Consider the following 19,654-nt stretch of genomic DNA (forward strand, 5'->3'; position numbering starts at 1 on the left):
TTCTGAGCTTAAAAATATCTTAGGAGTCAATTTATTGATTTTTTAAAGGTATTTTTAAGCTCTTTAAGTAAAGTTACATTACATGGAATTAAAGCGAGTTGTCATTACAGGAATGGGTGCCCTTACTCCTATAGGGAATAACCTAGAGGAATATTGGGAAGCATTAAAAGCTGGTAAGAGCGGTTGTGCTCCTATCACATATTTTGATACAGAACATTTTAAGACAAAATTCGCTTGCGAGATCAAGAACTTTAACGTGACTGATTTCATCGACCGCAAGGAAGCTAGACGCATGGATCGATTTGCCCAGTATGCACTGGTAGCAGGTGATGAAGCTATAGCCGACTCTGGACTGGACATAGACGCTATCGATAAATTTAGGGTAGGTGTTATATGGGGTGCAGGAATAGGTGGTTTAGAAACTTTTCAGGAAGAGGTAAAATCGTTTGCAGCTGGAAATGGCGTGCCGCGTTTTAACCCTTTCTTTATACCAAAAATGATTGCAGATATAGCTCCGGCTCATATTTCTATAAAATATGGATTTATGGGACCTAACTATACTACAGTATCTGCTTGTGCTTCTAGTGCAAATGCAATGCTGGATGCAGTAAATTATATTAGACTAGGACATTGTGATGTCATAGTAACTGGTGGCTCTGAAGCTGCCGTTGCTCAAGCTGGAATGGGTGGTTTTAATGCCATGCATGCCTTATCTACTCGTAATGAAAGTCCAGAAACTGCAAGTCGCCCTTTTGATGCGACTCGTGACGGTTTTGTTCTAGGAGAAGGCGCTGGAGCCTTAGTCCTAGAAGATTATGAATATGCAAAGGCTCGTGGAGCAAAAATCTATGCTGAGGTGATAGGTGGAGGTTTTTCAAGTGATGCGTATCATATTACCGCTCCTGATCCTGAAGGTCGTGGTGTTATTGCAGTAATGAAAAATACATTACAAAACGCAGGAATCAATCCTGAAGATGTAGATCACATCAATACTCATGGAACGTCTACACCACTAGGTGACGTGGCAGAGTTAAAGGCTATTAAAGCTGTTTTTGGTGATCACGCACCTAACATTAGTATCAATTCTACGAAGTCCATGACAGGCCACCTTCTAGGTGCTGCTGGAGCAATTGAATCTATAGCAAGCGTTATGGCGATTAATGAAGGTATTGTGCCTCCTACAATCAACCATACTACAGTTGATGAGAATATTGATCCTTCTTTACGATTAATTCTTAATAAGCCTGAAAAGCGTGAGGTAAATGTTGCCTTGAGCAACACTTTCGGTTTTGGAGGTCATAACTGTTGCATTGCTTTCAGAAAGATCTAACCTGGTCTTTAAGTTCCTATGAATAGAATTCGCAAAATATTTAAATCTCGAAGTACTGTTCATACTAACGAGGAATTATCTAGTGCAATTAAAAACATAACTGGACTCAAACCTAAAGACATTTGTCTCTATGAGACCGCTTTCACCCATAAATCTATGGGTTTAAAAACTGATGTAGGATTCCCTCAAAGTTATGAGCGATTAGAATTTTTAGGTGATGCTATACTTGGAGCGGTCATTGCTGAATATATTTTTAATGAAGTACCTAGTGGCGACGAAGGTTATTTGACAAAAATGCGATCTAAAATTGTAAGTCGCGAGCATTTAAACGAATTAGGTCAGGACTTCGGTCTTATTAAATACGCCAAAACTCAGGTACCTACGCGCAATTTTGGTGCAAACATTCATGGCAATCTTTTTGAAGCCCTTGTAGGAGCAGTCTACCTGGATAGAGGTTACGTTACCTGTAAAAAGTTTATTTGTAAAAAAGTGGTAGTGCCTTATGTTGATATCGAGAAGCTAGAAGGAAAGGTAATTTCTTATAAAAGTCTACTGATCGAGTGGTGTCAAAAGCATAAAAAGAAATTTGACTACAATACTTACGAAGACTCTGGTGCAGACGATGTGAAACACTTCTCAGTAAAACTGACCATTGATAAAAAAGTAATTTCTAAAGCTAGAGCAACATCTAAAAAGAAAGCAGAGGAGAAAGCGAGTAAAAGAGCCTACTTTGCTCTTCAAGATAAATTCTAATATTTTATTCCCTCTATAAATCCTTTGCTTAGTAATTGTTCTCATCAGAGTAAGATATTACGACATTATAATATTATTGTACAAACTACCATCGTTTTCGTAAATATTTACCTTTATTTAAAGTTAATGCGCAATGAGTTTGCTCTTAGTCTTCTTAAATTAGCAAGGTTAAAGAGATAAGAAGTGGCGATTCACAAATTAGCAGACTGGGAATTAGAAGAAGAGCCTTATATCTTGATTGCTATACATTCTACTTTAGAGCCTTATAGGATGGCTTATTTATTAAACAAGTATTTGCATAAGAGCTTTAGTAGAAGCATTAAAGATCAAGATATTTCACAACTTGCGTATACGGCAAATTATCCTGTGTACAAACACTTTGACCAAGAGCAAAATGCACCTTTCTATTTAATTCCTAATAAATATTGGGGTATTGCAACTCAGCAACCAGCAATAACTGGCTTATTTGATAGTAATGAGTCCGTGCGAGTAAAAACAGTATTGATAAAAGAATATGGAACGGTAGATTTTTTACTTAAGATTGAAAAAGATGAAGAAATTTTTCCACTTAAAAAGTTACTAAATTCCATAGGGGAAATACCCCAAGTTATAAGTGTCTATCAAGTAGATACGTTTAAAATAAAACAACAAGATTATTTAATATTTGAATAATGCCAAACACTAAAAAAACTAAAATCGTCGCAACCCTTGGTCCAGCTACTTCTAAGAAAGAAGTATTACTAGACATGATGAAAGCTGGCGTAAATGTATTTAGAATCAACTTCTCCCATGCAGATCATGACGCTGTAAGAGAACGCGTGCAAATGATACGAGATTTAAATAAAGAACACGGTTTTGCTACTGGAATTTTAGGAGACCTTCAAGGTCCTAAATTGAGAGTAGGTGTGATGAAAGAAGAAGTAGTGGTAAATCCTGGAGATCGCATTACTATTTCTACTGGAGAGCCTTTCAAAGGAACTGCAGAGCGCGTTTACATGAATTACGAGCATTTTCCTCGCGATGTAAAAGCAGGAGAACGCATTCTTCTTGACGACGGTAAACTGATGTTTGAAGTAATTTCTACTGATGGAGTGAAAGACGTCGTTACTAAAGTTATTCAAGGAGGTCCTTTACGATCTAAAAAAGGAGTGAACTTACCTCAAACAGACATTTCTTTACCAGCATTAACTGAGAAAGATGTTGTTGATGCTAAATTTGCTTGTGAACTTCAGGTAGACTGGATGGCATTATCTTTTGTACGTCATAGTAGAGACCTTATTGAGTTGCAAGACCTTATTAAAGAGCACTCAGAAAATAAGATCCCGATTATTGCAAAAATTGAGAAGCCAGAAGCGGTAGAAAACATTGATAAAATCGTTGCTTATTGTGACGGGCTTATGGTAGCACGTGGAGATTTAGGTGTAGAAATTCCAGCACATGAAGTACCATTGATTCAAAAGCAACTAGTTCTTAAAGCTAAAAAAGCTCGTATTCCAGTGATCATCGCTACGCAAATGATGGAAACGATGATTACAAGTCTTACACCTACAAGAGCCGAAGTAAATGACGTTGCAAACTCCGTAATGGATGGAGCGGATGCTGTGATGCTTTCTGGTGAAACATCTGTAGGACAATATCCCGTTCAGGTGATAGAAAAAATGGCGAGTATTTGTAAAACGGTAGAAAATAGTAGTTTGATATCAGTACCTCATTCTGCGCCGCATATTAAAACTAAAAGATACATCACAAAATCTGTTTGTTATCACGCGGCAAAAATGGCTGACGAGATGAACGCAAAGGCCATTACAACCATGACTAATTCTGGTTATACTGCTTTTCAAATAAGCGCTTGGCGTCCAGATGCACATATCTTAACCTTTACTAGTAACGAGCGCATCTTAACTCAATTGAGTTTACTTTGGGGTGTAAAAGCCTTCTTATACGATCGCTATGTGAGTACAGATGAAACTATTGAAGATGTAAACAAATTTGCAAAAGATAAAAAGTTTGTAGAAAAAGGAGATTTTTTGATCAATCTAGTTTCTATGCCAGTTGCAAATCATGGTATGGTAAATACGCTTCGAGTATCTGAGGTAGAATAAATAGATTTTTTTTATAATATGAAGAACCACTTATGGAATGATAAGTGGTTTTTTTATGCCTTTTTAAACCGAATAAGCTTGTTTAAAAGCAATGTAGTGGCACAATTTTCCCGACTTATTAAATATAGGAAAGGCTCGTGTTTCACATCCATATACGTTACCATCTCGATCATAATTTACTAACCTGCTGTGAAAAGGAATTTCTTCATCGATAGCAATCTTAGAAAGGAACTTACAGTCGGAGTTTGTAGCTGCACCATGTGAAAAATAAACCGCTTTACCTATCATTTCATTGGATTCATATCCAGTTATCTTTTTAATATTAGGAGACGCTGCACAAATATTTAGCTCATGATCTACTAATACAATCGCATAGTTTTTAAAATGACTGTAACCGTCTATAAAATATTTGAAATACCAATTATTACTAATTGCGATTTTATCCAAATCATGAAAAATAGTAGCATCAAGATCCCATAATAGTAATTTCACAATATCCCATGATAACAAGGGTGTTGTGTTAATTTCGTTTTCGATAATAGTAAATTGGGAATATTGAAGTCGCATAACTACACAAAGATGTATAATTTAACAGTATCTTTATTATAAAGATCGTTAAACTTTTAGAACGAAAATCCTAACTGAACTTCAACAAAATCTTCTTCTTCCTCTTTTCCAGTATTTAAATTACTAAGTGTAATGCCCAGTAGGCGTACGCTTTCGCGAAAACTTTCTTGCTCCATAAGCTCTATTGCAGTATTTAAAATTGTCTGCTTATCGCGTATGAAATACGGCAATGTTTTACTCCTAGTCTGAGTTTTAAAGTCTCGATATTTGATCTTAAGCGTGACTGTTTTACCAGATACATCAGATTTTGCAATGCGTTTTTCAATCTCTTCAGCAATTTGAATCAATCGCTCTTTCATGAAAACTTCGCTCGATATATTCTCAGAAAAAGTTCGTTCTGCACCTAGTGATTTTCTAATTCGATCTGGTTTTACAGGACTTTTATGAATACCTCTCACTATTTTATAATAATGACTACCACTCTTACCAAAATTCTCTACTAAAAATTCTAGAGACTTTCTTTTGAGATCCTTTCCTGTAAAAATGCCAAATTGGTACATTTTCTCTGCAGTAACTTTTCCTATGCCATGAAATTTGCGGATTTCTAGCTCTTCTAAAAACTCAATAATTTCTTCGGGCACGATTGTTTTCTGGCCGTTAGGTTTGTTGTAATCGCTAGCTATTTTGGCAATAAATTTATTGACTGATATTCCTGCACTGGCAGTAATTCCTGTAGTCTCGTAAATGCGCCTTCTTATTTCATATGCAATAATCGTTGCGCTGGGGAAATCATACTTATTCTCTGTTACGTCTAGATAAGCTTCATCTAAGGAAAGCGGCTCTACAAGATCTGTATAATCATGAAAAATCTCTCTTATCTGCGCAGATACCTCTCGGTACCTATCAAATCTGGACTTGACAAAGATGAGATCTGGACACAAACGTTTTGCCGTGACGCTAGGCATCGCACTACGCACGCCATATTTACGTGCTTCATAACTAGCCGCTGCCACAACACCACGATCACTGCCGCCACCTACAGCAATTGGTTTACCGCGCAAGTCTGGATCATCATGCTGCTCTACAGATGCATAAAACGCATCCATATCTACATGTATAATTTTTCTGTCTGCCAGTTCGTGCATAACTCAAAATTACTACCTTTCACAAAGAAAACGATACACATTAACATACTTCTCAAATGGGTTTTACAGCAATTATAATTGGCGCAACAGGTTTAACCGGTGGAGTTCTACTAGATCAGTTATTAGAAGATTCTAGATATGATAAGGTAGTTACGCTTTCGCGAAAGCGAATTGAAAACAATCACCCAAAACATAAAAATCACCTAGCTGATTTATTTGATCCTACAACCTATCAAGAGCAATTAAAAGGCGATCATTTATTTATTTGTACAGGAACGACGCAAGCCAAAACACCTGATAAAGAAACCTATTATAAAATTGAACACGATTTACCGCTACAAGTTGCTGAAGTGGCTTTAAAAAATGGGGTAGAAAAAGTAGTTGCCATCTCTGCATTAGGTGCCAATCCAGATAGCCGCTTTATATACAATCGTGGCAAAGGAGCAATGGAACGAGACATAGAAGCATTAGGCTTTTCTGAATCCTATTTTGTACAGCCAGCTTTAATAGGTGGTGATCGAGAGGAAAAGAGAACCTTTGAAAGTGCTTGGAAAAAATTTCAAAAACTTATCGATCCATTACTAATAGGATTTCTGAAAAAATACCGTACTATAGAGCCAGAAACCATTGCACAAGCGATGATTTATATAGCTGTAAATGGATATGAGAAAGTAAGAATTGAAAGTGATGAGTTAAAAACAGTAGCCAGTCGCAGTTTTAAGTCTCAGTAGTCAGAATTCGTTTTTTGCTGACTCAAAACTTTAGTAGCTAGTTCTTTTAATAGTGCTATTAAAATTTAAAAACTCCTTTCCTTGGCAAAGGAAAGGTGGGCAAAGCGAACGGTAGAGAGCTTTGGTCGGAAAGGATCGGTGTGGTGCTTGAATAATATCAGAATCTTTTTTATAAATAACTTCCCGAACATATTTAAACAATGCCAACACAAATAGTTGGCATGTCAAATCTCAAAAACTTTATCAAATGAAACACTCATAAACTCCTTTCCTTGGCAAAGGAAAGGTGGGCAAAGCGAACGGTAGAGAGCTTTGGTCGGAAAGGATCGATACGATGTTAAAAACAAATCTAATTGACTCAAACATTCGACCAACAGATCCCAGATAAATTTGGAATAAACCGCTTGTACTTATTAAAATTATGAAACGCTAAATTTTCTGAGATGACAATCCATTCAAAATCTTACCTTGCAACCATGACAGAAATAGAACGTAAATTCCTTCTCAAAACAACCGATTTCCTAAAAGACAAAACAGGAAAACGCATCACGCAAGGTTATCTATCTACTGATCCTGAAAGAACCGTTCGCGTACGAGTAAAAGGTGATCAAGGTTTCTTAACCATAAAAGGAAAATCAAACGACAGCGGCCTGTCTCGTTATGAATGGGAAAAAGAAATTACTACTCAAGAAGCTGAGAAACTTCTACAACTCTGTTTACCAGGTGTGATCGATAAAACCAGATATGAAATTCAAATAGGACAACATACTTGGGAAATAGATATTTTTCACGGAGAAAACAACGGCCTTAACCTGGCCGAAATTGAACTACAATCAGAAACAGAAACCTTCTCAAAACCAGATTGGATCGGTCAAGAAGTAACAGGAGATAAACGTTATTATAATTCTTACTTAAGCAAAAACCCTTACGCCTTATGAAACAACTATCTTTAATCTTGCTTTCTTTTTTATTTATTTCTTGTAACAATGAATTAAATAAACCTGTAAAAGATGATACAATTATTACTGAAAAAATAGATATAACAGCACAGGCAGACTCATTGAAACAATTAGGTTATAACGTTTTTGTTTATAGTGAAGACGACACTGAATTTCTAATGCAAGAATATTTTATGGTGCAGCTTTTATCTGGTGATAATGACTCTATTCCTAAAGTAGAACGTGATCGTTTACAAAAGGAACATTTAAAACACCTGTCTAGAATGTATGATGAAGGCTACGCTAGTTTAATTGGCCCCATGAATAATGGCAATGAATGGCGCGGAATAGTAGTCTACAATACTAAAAATATTGCTATTGCAGATAGTCTCGCTAGGTTAGATCCATTTGTAAAAAGTGGTGCTTTGAAAGTAAAAACGACAGGTTGGTGGACACAAAAAGGAGGACAATTGCGATAGATATTTTAATAAAATAAAAAACTGAAATTCTTTTTCCTTTTATTATTTACTTTGATAAGCATTATAATTTCTAATTAGGTTTGTTTATTCCTGAACTGGAACTCAAAACAAAATAAATTTAAAACTTTATTCCTACACCGATTCTCAGTACGTTGCGTTTTGCATTTTCTAGCCCAAAGAAGTTTTCATTGAAATGTTCCGTAAAACCTACACCGTATCTCGCTTCTATAAAAAAGTCTTTTGGTAAATCATATTGTAAACCGAAGTCCAATCCGATTCCAAAGTTCTTGTCAACGGAATCAGCATAATCAAAAACGTACATCAAGTTGGGTCCAGCAAAAGCAGACCATTTTTCACTAAAACGTCTTTTTAAAAGCACTGGTGATTCAACATAAGTATACACATCTGTAAAAGAAAAAGTCAATTCATTTTGAATACTCCATTTACTAGCGATTTTAGTGTCTATAAAAAAGCTACCATAAGGGGCAGTACCAGCATATCCAGAATCTTCTTGTGTTTCGATATCTGTTGCTGGAACATCAGAGAAATTAACTCCAGCTTTAAAACCAAAACGGCTAGAACCAACTTCATTGTTTCTTTCCTTTTTAATTCTCGTTTCGTTGATCTTTTGTTCTTTTTTATTTGGATCTCCATTGTTAAAAGGGAAGAAAGCTACTGACAATCCTGCTCGATGACCTTACATTTCAAAATCACCTCGTTGTGATTCTCCGTTAAAAACATTTTCATATTGATACGTACCACTGTATTGATTTGTTAAACTATAAGAGAAAAAAGCTTGTGCCCTTACTGGTAAATTACCAAACCTAGTTTTATAACTTACAGCGAGTAATGCTGATGGTCTAAAAACTGTATTGTCAAATTCTACCTCGTCGTACCTCAAAACAGAATCTCCTAGTCCAAAACCACCACCTTCAAATACTTTTTGAAAATTAAAATTCAACTCGGGACCAAATGCGACTCCTAACTGACTATTATTTTTATTGACAAGATGATAATTAAATGGCAACGAAATTGTGTACTGTAAATCACTGTTAGAACTAAATTGAGAACCAACACCTACTGTTCTATCAAATCCTGTTGCTGATGGTTCTGCTCTATATTCATTAACACTTCTGATCCAATCCAATTCTAGAGCTGCTTGTAAGGTCCATTTTTCAGAAAACTCAAAGTCCTTTCCTAAACCTACTCTAAAGGTTCCGTTTGTAGGTGTGAAATATTCAAAGCCTGTAACATTTAAATCTGTTTTGTAGCCAAAATTGTTTCCATAACCTACTTTGATGTTTAGATCACTAGTCCAGTGCTTTTCTTCTTGAGAAAAAATAGAAATAGGAGAAATTAAAAAAACAATAAGAGTGAGAAATAATAGGTTCTTTTTCATTTTATAATGAGTTGGTTAGCTATTATAAACATACGATAACTAACCAATAAGAAAATGCATCATTCTATAACTTTAACTATAATTAGTACTAAAAAAAGTTATGTTAACACAATCTGAAAATGGATAAAACAATTCACTCAAAAATCACATAAATCCGCACATCATTACCATCTTCATCAACTGCAGTAATTAATCGTTTTCCTTTTTTACCAGAAATGGCTAGTTCATGAAAATTCTTGGTAGCTCCTAAAAACTCATCATCCATATACCAATAAACTTCTGTATCACTTTTTTTATGAGCGATTTCAAAAATGGCGCTGTTCAACTCGCCTTCCACATTTTTAGTTAAAGTAATTGTAGTATTGTGTTTTGGTTTTATAAAACGCATTACATCATCTGTGTAAGGCACACAATCTGCTCTGTAATCTGGTAATGGTTGGTAACTAGGGTTGGCTCTTGAATAATAGTAGGACATCACTGGCGGCAAAGTAAACCACGACTGTGTAATTATTTGTGATGCTGGCTCGCAGTCGGCATTTACTTGATAGGTTTTTGTAGCGTCTAGATTAATGGCTTTATGGTACGGACACGACGCATATTTCTCACCTACGACAGGAATATATTGGTTGATAGCTTCACATAATGGCGTGGCGAGATAACCAGACTGCTTACAAGTTTGTACTTCTAGCATATCGTCATAAGGTGGCGCAAACCATTGTTGTGCGGGCAATCGATTGAATAAATCAAAAAGTACCGGTGCTGCGCTGTCTATTCCAGTCATTTCTGCACGTCCTTCTCCGTCGGCATTTCCTGTCCAGACGCCTATGATGTATTTTGGTGTAACGCCTATCGCCCATGCATCTCGATTTCCAAAACTCGTTCCTGTTTTCCAGGCGATTTCTCTATCAGGATTAAAGAAGTGCCAGATTTCCTCGCCTTCTGGTCGGTTTACCTTTTTCATCGCTTCAAATGTGTGGTAAATGCTTCCTGCACCATAGATGGATGGTTCTAAAGACCAGCTTATTTCTTTATTGTTTGATGGTTGTTCCGCTTTCGCGAAAGCGAGATCCACACTATTATCGAGATAACTCAACCTATTCATAATCTCCGGATCGTACTGACTGCTGTTGTCTGTGTAAAGTTCTAAGGTTTTAGCCATTCCTAAATAGGCGCGGCTCATGTCCCAAAGGCTGCTCTCGCCACCGCCAATTATCAAACTCAATCCGTAAGTTCCTGCGCCGCGATTAAGATGAGAAAGTTTTAGATCTTGTAACTTATTATAAAATCGTGGTACCGTATGTTCTCGTAGCAGTCGCACCGCAGGAACATTTAAAGACCTGGATAAAGCTTGCGATGCAGGAATTGCTCCTGTGTATTTCTTATCATAATTTTCTGTAGAAAATCCGTCAATTATGGTAGGCGTATCTTTTACAAGACTGTGCGGCAACAATTCTCCATCTTCCAGCATCGCAGCATATAAGAAAGGCTTTAGAACACTGCCTGTAGACCGCGGTGCAGTGATAATATCTACATCTTTACTATGTTCTCTAGTAGTAGGTGCGTTTCCTACGTAAGCGGCAACGGTTTGGGATTCTACGTCCAGAACCAGCATGGCAAGGTTGTTCACACCGTTTTGCTGCAAGATTCTATGATGATTTTTTACAATACGATTCACCGTTTCTTGCATCTCATAATCAATACTGGTGCGTAGTTTTTTGGTACCGTATTCCTTGTTAGCTCTTTGTAATAAATGTGGCGCCAGTTGCGGTACTCTAAAATCTTGAGTCGGCACGTTTTCAGAAATAGCGAGTTCGTAATCCATTTCTGTAATAATGTTTTCTTCTTTTAATTTGAGTAAGACTTGATCACGTTTTTCTTTAAGTAGACTTTCTCGTTTTCCAGGATAGACCAATCCTGGCGCATTAGGTAAAACGGCAAGCGTAGCACTTTCTGCCCAACTTAATTCGTGAGGTTTTCTACCAAAATAACGCCACGCCGCCATATCCAGACCAATAACATTACCACCATAAGGAGCATGACTGGCATAGAGTTCAAGAATCTCTTCTTTAGAAAGCCGAAACTCCAATCGTGTCGCCCAAATCAGCTCTATAAATTTCTCGTAGTATTTACGTTCTTTCTTACGCGCTAGCCGGATCACTTGTTGTGTAATCGTACTTCCACCACGTACTACTTTCCCAGCCGAAATATTATCTGCCAGGGCTTTCCCTATAGAAACTGGATTGAATCCTGGATGACTGTAAAAATGTGCATCTTCATATTGCAACAGACTTTGTTTGTACCGGTAAGGAACAGAGTCTACTGCAGGGAAACGCCACTGTTCATCTCTAGCAATATGTGCATCGAGCAGCCTGCCATCCTTACTTTCTATTACTGTAGAATAAGGAACATCAAATAGTTTTTCTGGTAAACATACCACATACCAAACGAGTAGAACCGTTAAGACGCTGAGTTTGATCTTATGTTTAAAAAGAAATTTTTTCAAAGATTATTTTGAGAACATTGATAGTTTAAAGAACGTGAAAACCTCCAAATATTTCATCATAAGGGGCGGAATTAATTCCGCCACTTATGAAAGAATAGGGTTGATATAAATATCAAGAACAGATTTAGACAATGCCAACACAAATAAAAGAATTTCCCATCAGATGAAGGGAAAGAGATTTGGAAGCGACAGCGACAAACGAAAAGGGTTTTATGCGGTGCAGTTTTTTTATTTCAAGAATCTAGACCAGTTCAATCATCAAGAAAAGATTTAGACAATGCCGTCACAAATAGTTGGCATGTCAAATCTCTATAAAATCAAATAACCAAAGCTCCTTTCCTTACTTTCAAGGAAAGGTGGGCAAATTGGAGCTTGCGGAAGTTGGGTCGGAAAGGTTGCCGTGCTGGTTATTGCTTTGAATTTTTTGTTTTGATCCATTCAATCATCAAGAACAGATTTAGACAATGCCAACACAAATAGTTGGCATGTCAAATCTCTATAAAATCAAACAACTAGAACTCCTTTCCTTATTTTCAAGGAAAGGTCCCTATTTAAAAATAAATACCGTAAACACCCTTTGTCCTGCGGACGTTTCCCTCAAGGGAAAAACAATTTAAAAAGCTTCCTTTATTATAAGAGGCGGAATAAATTCCGCCTCTTATGATGATGAAATAGTTGAAACTATTCTCTTCCCAACACTACTTTCTTCTTTCTTAAAAACCGGCTTTTCTAGCCCAAATTCTTCTGCGGTTTTTTGATAATAAACTTCACGGCTAGCGTGAGGTTCACTGATGGCATGAATCACAGGAGCATCGAGCTCACCAACAATTACTTTAATGATTAAAGAATTCACATGATCTCGAGTAACTAGATTTACCGGAGCGTCTGAGTTTTTGATTCCGCTTTTACCAGCTAGCATTTTAATAGGATGACGATCTTCTCCTATCAAACCGCATGGTCTAACGATCGTGGATTTTTGTGCCATCTTTTGAATTCCTTCTTCGGCTGCGATGATTTTTTTACCACTATTGCTGGTAGCGTTAGGAATAGAATGTTCGTCATAAGATGGAATGTCTTCTCGATCTTCAAAAACAGAAGTGGAAGAAATAAAAATGACATGAGGTATTTCATAAACCTGTACAAATCGCATCAACATTCTCATGCGATAAGCAAAATCACTCTCTGGATTCTTGCGCAATCCTGGTGGGATATCAATAACGAGTTTATCCAGATGTTCTAGAAAACTTTGTAAATCGCCATAGATTTTATCTTCAGTAAGATCTATTTCAAAAGCTTGAATACCATTTTGCCTAAGCTGATCTAATTTTTCTTGGGATCGAGATGTGCCTCTTACCTGATAATTTTGCTCATGTAACTTTAACGCAAGGTCATAACCTAACCAGCCACAACCTAAGATACCGATTGTTTTCTTACTCTGCATTTGGCTCAACTAATTCGTAGGTTACGTCATCATTAGGTTGCTTGAAGTCTCTTGAAAGCTTTACAGTTCGTTTTCTCAATACTGCATCATTTAACACAAAAGGCATCGACATCTGGTCTAGCGGTCGTTGTGACACATTAAATTGTTCTTGTTCTAGTAAATCAAATGACGCTGCATAAATGATAATTTCAGGTTCCGTATCTGCGTTAAAGGTCAGTTCTAGTTCTAATGGTGCATTTTCCTTTACATAATAACTCAAAAATCGGTTGCCCCATCGGTTTGCAAAGGGTTTTTTAGATTTACCGCTAGGCTCGATTTCTAATCCGTTTACCATTGCTTTTTCAAATTGATATTTAGAATCTGCAAAAACTTCGTATCTATGCACATCGCTCACACTGGAGATCTTAAACCTAACTGTACGTAAATCATTTACTGTAGAATCTCCAACTAATTCCAGAGCTACTTCTGGTAAATCTTGATAGATGGTTTTTGCCGCGTAAGTGAATCCTGTTCCGTATTTTGAATCTATGGAGTTGGCATTTAATTCTTTGGCAAGTTGTGGTTTTTCGCCCAGTTTTTCCTTGGTCCAATCTGACAATGCACGATCGTAGGTTGCCCATTGTGCAGTCTGGTTGTCTTGATTTTGAACGTAGATCAAGCTGGTAGGTTTGGGTTGGGTTTGTGAGAATTCCGCTTTCGCGAAAGCGAAACACAAACAAACTATGGTAACCAATAAAGAACCAAAAGCCAGCAATCCTTTCTTGCGGTAATGTCCTAAAATTGGAATCAGTAATCCAAATAAAAGCGTACTTAAAACAGCAGCAACGAAAAGAATACTCATTCCCAAAGCCACTGGAAAAGCTTTAATAAATGGAGCGAAAACAAAAATCGCAGGAACAGCAAGGAGTAATAACAGAATATAACTAGGTCGTTTTTGATAAATATTGAGCCACAACATAATTAATCCAGCAAATAACGGAATCAAAAAGAAACCTGCGCCGCCTAAATAAACATCGGGAATTAAACCGCCATCGCCTACTGGAAAGGCTATCGCCACACTAATGACCCATAACAAGATCAAAGGCGCAACACTCAAACTAGCAATGCGATCGCGATGGTAATATTTATGATATAAGAAAAAACAAATGGTGACAGCTGCAAATGCAGATGCTGCAAGAAGCCAGTAACCGTTATAAGGAAAACCGTGCAGCTGATCTATGTAAAAGCTACCAGACCGGATGCCTTCCCAACCATATTTGCTCAATAAAAAACCGATAACTAAACTACCAAGGAATGGAATAAAACCACCGAATAAATGTTTTGCAGTAATACGTCTTTTACGGATTCCTAAAATGATCAAAAACAAAAGAAATATACCACTAACTATGATCATGGCTGCTAGCCAACTGAATGGAAAACTAACCATTTTTACAATAGGTAACGGAAAGTAAACCAGGTCATCACCTTGAGCTACCATCACACGATCTGTCATGTCAAGATCGCTAAAATGATTCAATAACGGCATTAAATAAGAACCTTGATGTGCAAGCGTATTACGGTCAAGTCTTTCATAAGAATCCAGCTCTGTATGGTAATCAAAATGATCTCCTATAAAAGCAAAGTTGAGACCGTTGATATCACCATCTTCTCTAAAAATAGTTAGGTCGGTATCATTTGGGATCATTTGGTAGATGCTATAAGCGAGCGAATTTGCCACAGGATAATCTGTTCCAGCCGCCATAAACTCTTCCATGATTTTGCGATTACCACCATTAGTTTCTACCAGAACATAACTAGGACCACCGCTACCACGAGCTTCAAAATTGAGTACAAAACCTATGTTTTTTGCCCAAGGGTGTTTATTTACAAAAAGGCTGGCGCCATTTAATCCTAATTCCTCACCATCTGTAATGCAAATAATTATATCGTTTTTTGGAGTTTTGTTTGCAGCAAGAAAAGCTCTTACTCCTTCTAGAATAGTTGCTACACCACTACCTGCATCGCTGGCTCCTTTACTAGAATGTGGATCGCTATCGTAATGAGTCAACAAAATCAATGCTTTATTTCCTGGTTCAGAACCTTTAATGCGAGCGAGAATATTTTCTGGTTGTGACATGTTTGCATTCCAGCTGATGTCGTAGCCTTTTTGAGTGGTGACACTCAATCCCATTTTTTTGAGCTCATCTATGACATAATCTCTTACTTCGTTATGCGCATTGCTTCCTACATAATGAGGTTTTAAAGACATGGCTTTTACATGTTCTAATGCACGAGCAGTAGACCATTCTGTTTCTGGTAAATTATCTTTCACATCAGAAGAAGGTGTCTGACTATGGAATGCGTACCAAATCATTGCTATTAAAACTAGAAAAGAGGCTGCAGAAGAAATGTGAGATTTAGGTCTCATGTTTGGAGGTTTTATGGGAGATGGGAAAGTTAAGGAAAAAAGGAGAAAGTGCTATTTTAATTACATTTAGATTGAACTGGCAAGCCCCATTGTCCTGCGGACATTTCCCCAAAGGGGAAAATTGTCGTGATTCGATTCGCTCTTGATCTGATTGACCATTGTCCAACGGACATATTCTTAAAAGGGAAAACAAGCCTTTTTTAAAAAGTTATAACAGATTCCGCATCGAGTGCGGAATAATCATTCCTTATTTAACAATACCACCATTCTCAACTTCTCAATTAAAATCTTACCTTTGTAACTTACAAAAAAAACGATTTGAAACTCAATCCAAAAGACATAGAAACGGCTCAACTTCATAGTATTATGCTAGGAGCAGTACAGCCGCGTCCTATTGCTTTTGCAAGTACAGTGGACGAGAATGGAAAGGTAAATTTATCGCCATACTCGTTTTTTAATGTGTTTAGTGCAAATCCTCCAGTGATGATATTTTCTCCTGCGCGACGTGTGAGAAACAATACCGTAAAACATACTTTGCTCAATGCAAAAGCTACTGGAGAAGTGGTGATCAATATTGTAAATTACGATATCGTTCAACAAATGTCGTTGTCTAGTACAGAGTATGCTGAAGGTGTGAATGAGTTTGAAAAAGCTGGTCTTACCGCGGTAAAAAGTGATATCGTCGTACCGCCGCGAGTAGGTGAAAGTCCGGTGCAGTTTGAGTGTAAAGTAAAAGAAATTGTAGAACTAGGCCAGGAAGGTGGCGCTGGTAACCTCATCATTTGTGAAGTGGTTATGGTGCATGTAAATGACGACGTTCTTGATGCCGATCATAAGATTGATCCTTTTAAGATCGATACGGTAGCAAGAATGGGTGGCAACTGGTATTGTCGTTCTAAAGATGCAATGTTTGAGGTAGCAAAACCGCTATCTACTTTAGGTGTAGGCGTTGATGCCTTACCAGAACATGCTAGAAATAGCGATATACTTACAGGAAATGATCTTGGTAAACTAGGAAATATTGAAAAGATCCCGGAGAAGGAAGAAGTGTTAGCTTTCGCGAAAGCGGAACAATTATTCAACCTCTCTACAACAGATAAACATAACGGAGCCAAAGAGCTCATCGCAAAGGGAGAAATCCTTAATGCGTGGAATTATTTATTATTATAGACTATGGAAGTACAAGGAAAAATTAAAGTAATCGGTGAAACAAAGTCCTTTGGGGCAAGCGGTTTTCAAAAAAGAGATTTAGTTGTAACGACTGAAGAACAATATCCACAACATTTAAACTTAGAGTTTTTACAAGACAAGGCTAGTTTATTAGATGCTTTTCAAGTAGGTGATTCGGTGAAAGTAGGAATCAACTTAAGAGGTAGAGAATGGACCAGCCCACAAAATGAGGTAAAATATTTCAACTCTATCGTAGGATGGAGAATTGAAAAAGTAGGTGCAATCGCACCAGCTGGTGCTCCAGAAGTACCACCATTTGATGAGTACGAACCAGTTCAAAACTCAAAGAATGAAGATCATGATGATTTGCCTTTTTAGAAGGAGTTGATATTTGAAATCTGAATGTCAGTCTGAGCACTTCGATAAACTCAGCACAAGCCAGTCGAAGACCGTATTTAGAACCTAAATAGCTTGATTCAAGTCGCACTTCGATACTTCGATACTTCGATAAACTTAGTACAAGCAAAGCTCAGTATGACACAAGCAATTGATAAAAGCAGCAGGTTTACTTGCTGCTTTTTATATTTACATCATTCATAGGTACGGACTTAAGTCCGCACCTATGAATGATTAAAAGCATTTTGATATTTTTTTTTAGTAAGCGATTGCGACTTTTGATGGTCACATTGATACTGTAAATTATTTTAAAAAAGCTTATAGATTTGACATGCCAACTATTTTTGTTGGCATTGTCAAAATCTTATCGAAAACTTAATTTTGAAGTTAAAAGTAGTTTTTAAAACCTATGCCTAAAATAATTAAAAGAGCTTTCATCATTATTATTTTTACGCTATTAGCTATAATGACGGCTGCTTTATATGGTGCACTACATGATCAAATTTCATATTCTATCTCTCCTGAGTATTTTACGAAATTAAAATTCCAGCAATTTGGATTAAATGAGTATGGTTTAGGTTCTGATAGGATGAATGCAGCTGTTGTTGGAATTTTATCGACATGGTGGACTGGTTTATTTGGCGGACTTATTCAAGGTTTAGTTGGTCTCATTCAACCTAAAGAGATGTTCTGGAAAAGTGTTTTTGGAGCAATCATTCGAACTTTTATTTTTGCAATTTGTTTAGGTCTTCTAGGTATTGTTTTAGGATGGTTTGTAATATCAGAGTTCAACACTCAATGGCTCATTCCTGAATCAGTAATAGATAGAAAAGCGTTTTTAACGGTAGGCACTATGCATACTTCTAGTTATGCTGGTGGGCTGATAGGTTTAATGATAGGAATAATATATCAAGTAAAACTAAAGATAAAATATAAATCAAACTCTTTGTGATAATTCTCAAACGCACCACATCAAAAAATAATGATTTCCAGCAACTGGTAAAAGATCTCGATGCCTTTCTAGCTGTGACGGATGGTGATGAGCATGATTTCTATAACCAGTTTAATAAAATTGAAGGATTACAGCACGTAATAGTTGCCTATCTAAATGATGTTGCTGTAGGTTGTGGCGCACTACGACCATTTGATAAAGAAACTATGGAAGTGAAACGCATGTTTACTTTAGTTGATTATCGAGGTAAAGGAATAGCATCACAAATTCTTACAGAACTAGAAAGCTGGTCTCAAGAGTTGGGTTATAAAAAGTGTGTTTTAGAAACTGGAATACGCCAAACTGAAGCGATTGCTCTTTACGAGAAAAATAGCTACAAATTGATTCCTTGTTATGGACAGTATTTGAATGTGGAGAATAGCAGGTGTTATGCTAAGGAGTTATAACGTACTTAAAGATGTGGACTTAAGTCCGCACCCTTAAATTACTAAAAATTTGAATCATAAAAAATCCCGACTTTCTCAAGATCGGGATTTTCGTTTTCAATAGGTTGGTCCTCAAACAAACTCAAAAAAAAAGCAATGATGAAATAAATTTAAATTTGAAGACCATTCAAATATTGTTAATTTTGAGGGCTTTTCCAAACATAATTCACTATTTCTCTTGTATTTACTTGACGAGTCTTTATTTTTTCCTGATCCTATTGTTGCTCCAGATCATGGACTTGCTGCAATAGGTGGTGATTTAAGCATAGAACGACTGTTACTTGCTTATCATTCAGGCTATTTCCCTTGGTATAATGATGGCGAGCCTATTTGCTGGTGGAGCCCAGATCCTCGAATGGTTTTTGACTTAAAATCTGAGAGACCTATGCGTATTACGAAGTCTATGAGACAAAGTAAACGCAATCGCGGCTACGAAATAAGAGAAAATACTTGTTTTACTGATGTTATGAAACATTGCGGCACGGTAAAACGCAACGATCAAGATGGTACCTGGATCAATGAAGACATGCTTGATGCCTATTCAAAGCTTCATGAATTAGGTCATGCAAAAAGTGTAGAAGTTTTTAAAGACAATCAATTGGTCGGAGGATTATACGGTATTGATGTTCCTGATAAAAAAATATTTTGCGGAGAAAGCATGTTTTCACTAGCTACAGATGCTAGTAAAATAGCCTTTATGCATCTGGTAGAAAAGCTGCAACAACTCGATTACCATCTTATAGACGCACAAGTTTATAACGATCATCTAGCAAGCTTAGGTGGCGTAGAGATGGATCGAGAGGTGTTTTTGAGTTATTTGAGGTAATGGTTCAATTTAAAACATTATCGAGCATAA

At 36.9% G+C, this 19,654-nt stretch carries 19 protein-coding genes; 12 read left to right on the top strand and 7 right to left on the bottom strand.

Annotation, left to right across the window (positions count from 1 at the left end):
* Window positions 1-82: 82 nt before the first annotated feature.
* The 4 genes from fabF (at window position 83) to pyk (ending at window position 4,185) form a co-directional block, all read left to right on the top strand.
* A complete protein-coding gene (fabF, locus tag DDD_RS06010) occupies window positions 83-1,330 on the top strand; it encodes a beta-ketoacyl-ACP synthase II (RefSeq protein ID WP_015361897.1) in 1,248 nt (415 codons plus the stop codon).
* Window positions 1,331-1,348: 18 nt separating this feature from the next.
* Window positions 1,349-2,083 carry a ribonuclease III gene (rnc, locus tag DDD_RS06015; protein WP_041566978.1) on the top strand — a complete coding sequence of 245 codons (735 nt, stop codon included), beginning with the start codon at window positions 1,349-1,351 and terminating at the stop codon, window positions 2,081-2,083.
* 183 nt (window positions 2,084-2,266) lie between these two features.
* Window positions 2,267-2,755: an IPExxxVDY family protein gene (locus DDD_RS06020; RefSeq protein ID WP_015361899.1), complete on the top strand. Its 489-nt coding sequence runs from the start codon at window positions 2,267-2,269 to the stop codon at window positions 2,753-2,755.
* A complete protein-coding gene (pyk, locus tag DDD_RS06025) occupies window positions 2,755-4,185 on the top strand; it encodes a pyruvate kinase (protein WP_015361900.1) in 1,431 nt (476 codons plus the stop codon). Before DDD_RS06020 ends, pyk begins: the two co-directional genes overlap by 1 nt.
* 63 nt (window positions 4,186-4,248) lie before the next feature.
* Here pyk and DDD_RS17250 read toward each other — a convergent pair whose 3' ends face one another.
* Both DDD_RS17250 and dinB read right to left on the bottom strand, forming a co-directional pair.
* Window positions 4,249-4,677, bottom strand: coding sequence for a PAS domain-containing protein (locus tag DDD_RS17250; protein ID WP_158441677.1), 429 nt, complete (start codon window positions 4,675-4,677; stop codon window positions 4,249-4,251).
* A gap of 131 nt (window positions 4,678-4,808) precedes the next feature.
* The gene (gene dinB / locus DDD_RS06035) at window positions 4,809-5,897 is read right to left on the bottom strand and encodes a DNA polymerase IV (protein ID WP_041566979.1); all 1,089 of its coding nucleotides are present in this window, start codon (window positions 5,895-5,897) and stop codon (window positions 4,809-4,811) included.
* 56 nt (window positions 5,898-5,953) lie between these two features.
* Between dinB and DDD_RS06040 the strand changes: the two genes are divergently transcribed.
* The 3 genes from DDD_RS06040 to DDD_RS06050 all read left to right on the top strand — a co-directional run bounded on the left by DDD_RS06040 (window position 5,954) and on the right by DDD_RS06050 (window position 8,045).
* Window positions 5,954-6,628 (top strand): NAD-dependent epimerase/dehydratase family protein, encoded by a 675-nt coding sequence (locus tag DDD_RS06040; protein ID WP_015361903.1) that lies wholly within the window; start codon window positions 5,954-5,956, stop codon window positions 6,626-6,628.
* Between the two features lie 476 nt (window positions 6,629-7,104).
* The gene (locus tag DDD_RS06045) at window positions 7,105-7,566 is read left to right on the top strand and encodes a CYTH domain-containing protein (protein ID WP_041566980.1); all 462 of its coding nucleotides are present in this window, start codon (window positions 7,105-7,107) and stop codon (window positions 7,564-7,566) included.
* Window positions 7,563-8,045: a YciI family protein gene (locus DDD_RS06050; RefSeq protein WP_015361905.1), complete on the top strand. Its 483-nt coding sequence runs from the start codon at window positions 7,563-7,565 to the stop codon at window positions 8,043-8,045. Before DDD_RS06045 ends, DDD_RS06050 begins: the two co-directional genes overlap by 4 nt.
* 118 nt (window positions 8,046-8,163) lie before the next feature.
* Here the strand turns inward: DDD_RS06050 and DDD_RS17255 are convergent, their stop codons facing one another.
* From DDD_RS17255 to DDD_RS06075, 5 genes are all read right to left on the bottom strand, one after another.
* The gene (locus tag DDD_RS17255) at window positions 8,164-8,727 is read right to left on the bottom strand and encodes a porin family protein (protein ID WP_015361906.1); all 564 of its coding nucleotides are present in this window, start codon (window positions 8,725-8,727) and stop codon (window positions 8,164-8,166) included.
* Between the two features lie 15 nt (window positions 8,728-8,742).
* Complete coding sequence (locus DDD_RS06060) at window positions 8,743-9,444, bottom strand: hypothetical protein (RefSeq protein ID WP_015361907.1); 702 nt, start codon at window positions 9,442-9,444, stop codon at window positions 8,743-8,745.
* A 133-nt stretch (window positions 9,445-9,577) separates the two neighbouring features.
* On the bottom strand, window positions 9,578-11,947 hold the full coding sequence (pbpC, locus tag DDD_RS06065) for a penicillin-binding protein 1C (RefSeq protein ID WP_015361908.1): 2,370 nt from the start codon (window positions 11,945-11,947) through the stop codon (window positions 9,578-9,580).
* 658 nt (window positions 11,948-12,605) lie between these two features.
* Window positions 12,606-13,388 (bottom strand): NAD(P)H-binding protein, encoded by a 783-nt coding sequence (locus DDD_RS06070; protein ID WP_015361909.1) that lies wholly within the window; start codon window positions 13,386-13,388, stop codon window positions 12,606-12,608.
* Entirely contained in the window at window positions 13,378-15,795 is a 2,418-nt protein-coding gene (locus tag DDD_RS06075) for a M28 family peptidase (protein ID WP_015361910.1), read from the bottom strand. The genes DDD_RS06070 and DDD_RS06075 overlap by 11 nt, the downstream gene beginning before the upstream one ends.
* 318 nt (window positions 15,796-16,113) lie before the next feature.
* Here DDD_RS06075 and DDD_RS06080 point away from each other — a divergent pair, with 318 nt between their 5' ends.
* The 5 genes from DDD_RS06080 to aat all read left to right on the top strand — a co-directional run bounded on the left by DDD_RS06080 (window position 16,114) and on the right by aat (window position 19,624).
* Entirely contained in the window at window positions 16,114-16,965 is an 852-nt protein-coding gene (locus DDD_RS06080; protein WP_015361911.1) for a flavin reductase family protein, read from the top strand.
* A gap of 3 nt (window positions 16,966-16,968) precedes the next feature.
* On the top strand, window positions 16,969-17,343 hold the full coding sequence (locus DDD_RS06085; protein ID WP_015361912.1) for a DUF3127 domain-containing protein: 375 nt from the start codon (window positions 16,969-16,971) through the stop codon (window positions 17,341-17,343).
* A 427-nt stretch (window positions 17,344-17,770) separates the two neighbouring features.
* Window positions 17,771-18,313, top strand: a complete 543-nt coding sequence (locus DDD_RS06090; RefSeq protein ID WP_015361913.1) for a hypothetical protein — start codon at window positions 17,771-17,773, stop codon at window positions 18,311-18,313.
* On the top strand, window positions 18,310-18,759 hold the full coding sequence (locus DDD_RS06095; protein WP_015361914.1) for a GNAT family N-acetyltransferase: 450 nt from the start codon (window positions 18,310-18,312) through the stop codon (window positions 18,757-18,759). The genes DDD_RS06090 and DDD_RS06095 overlap by 4 nt, the downstream gene beginning before the upstream one ends.
* Window positions 18,760-18,976: 217 nt before the next feature.
* Window positions 18,977-19,624, top strand: a complete 648-nt coding sequence (aat, locus tag DDD_RS06100; protein WP_015361915.1) for a leucyl/phenylalanyl-tRNA--protein transferase — start codon at window positions 18,977-18,979, stop codon at window positions 19,622-19,624.
* Window positions 19,625-19,654 lie beyond the last annotated feature (30 nt).

Source organism: Nonlabens dokdonensis DSW-6 (assembly GCF_000332115.1).
Taxonomy (GTDB): domain Bacteria; phylum Bacteroidota; class Bacteroidia; order Flavobacteriales; family Flavobacteriaceae; genus Nonlabens; species Nonlabens dokdonensis.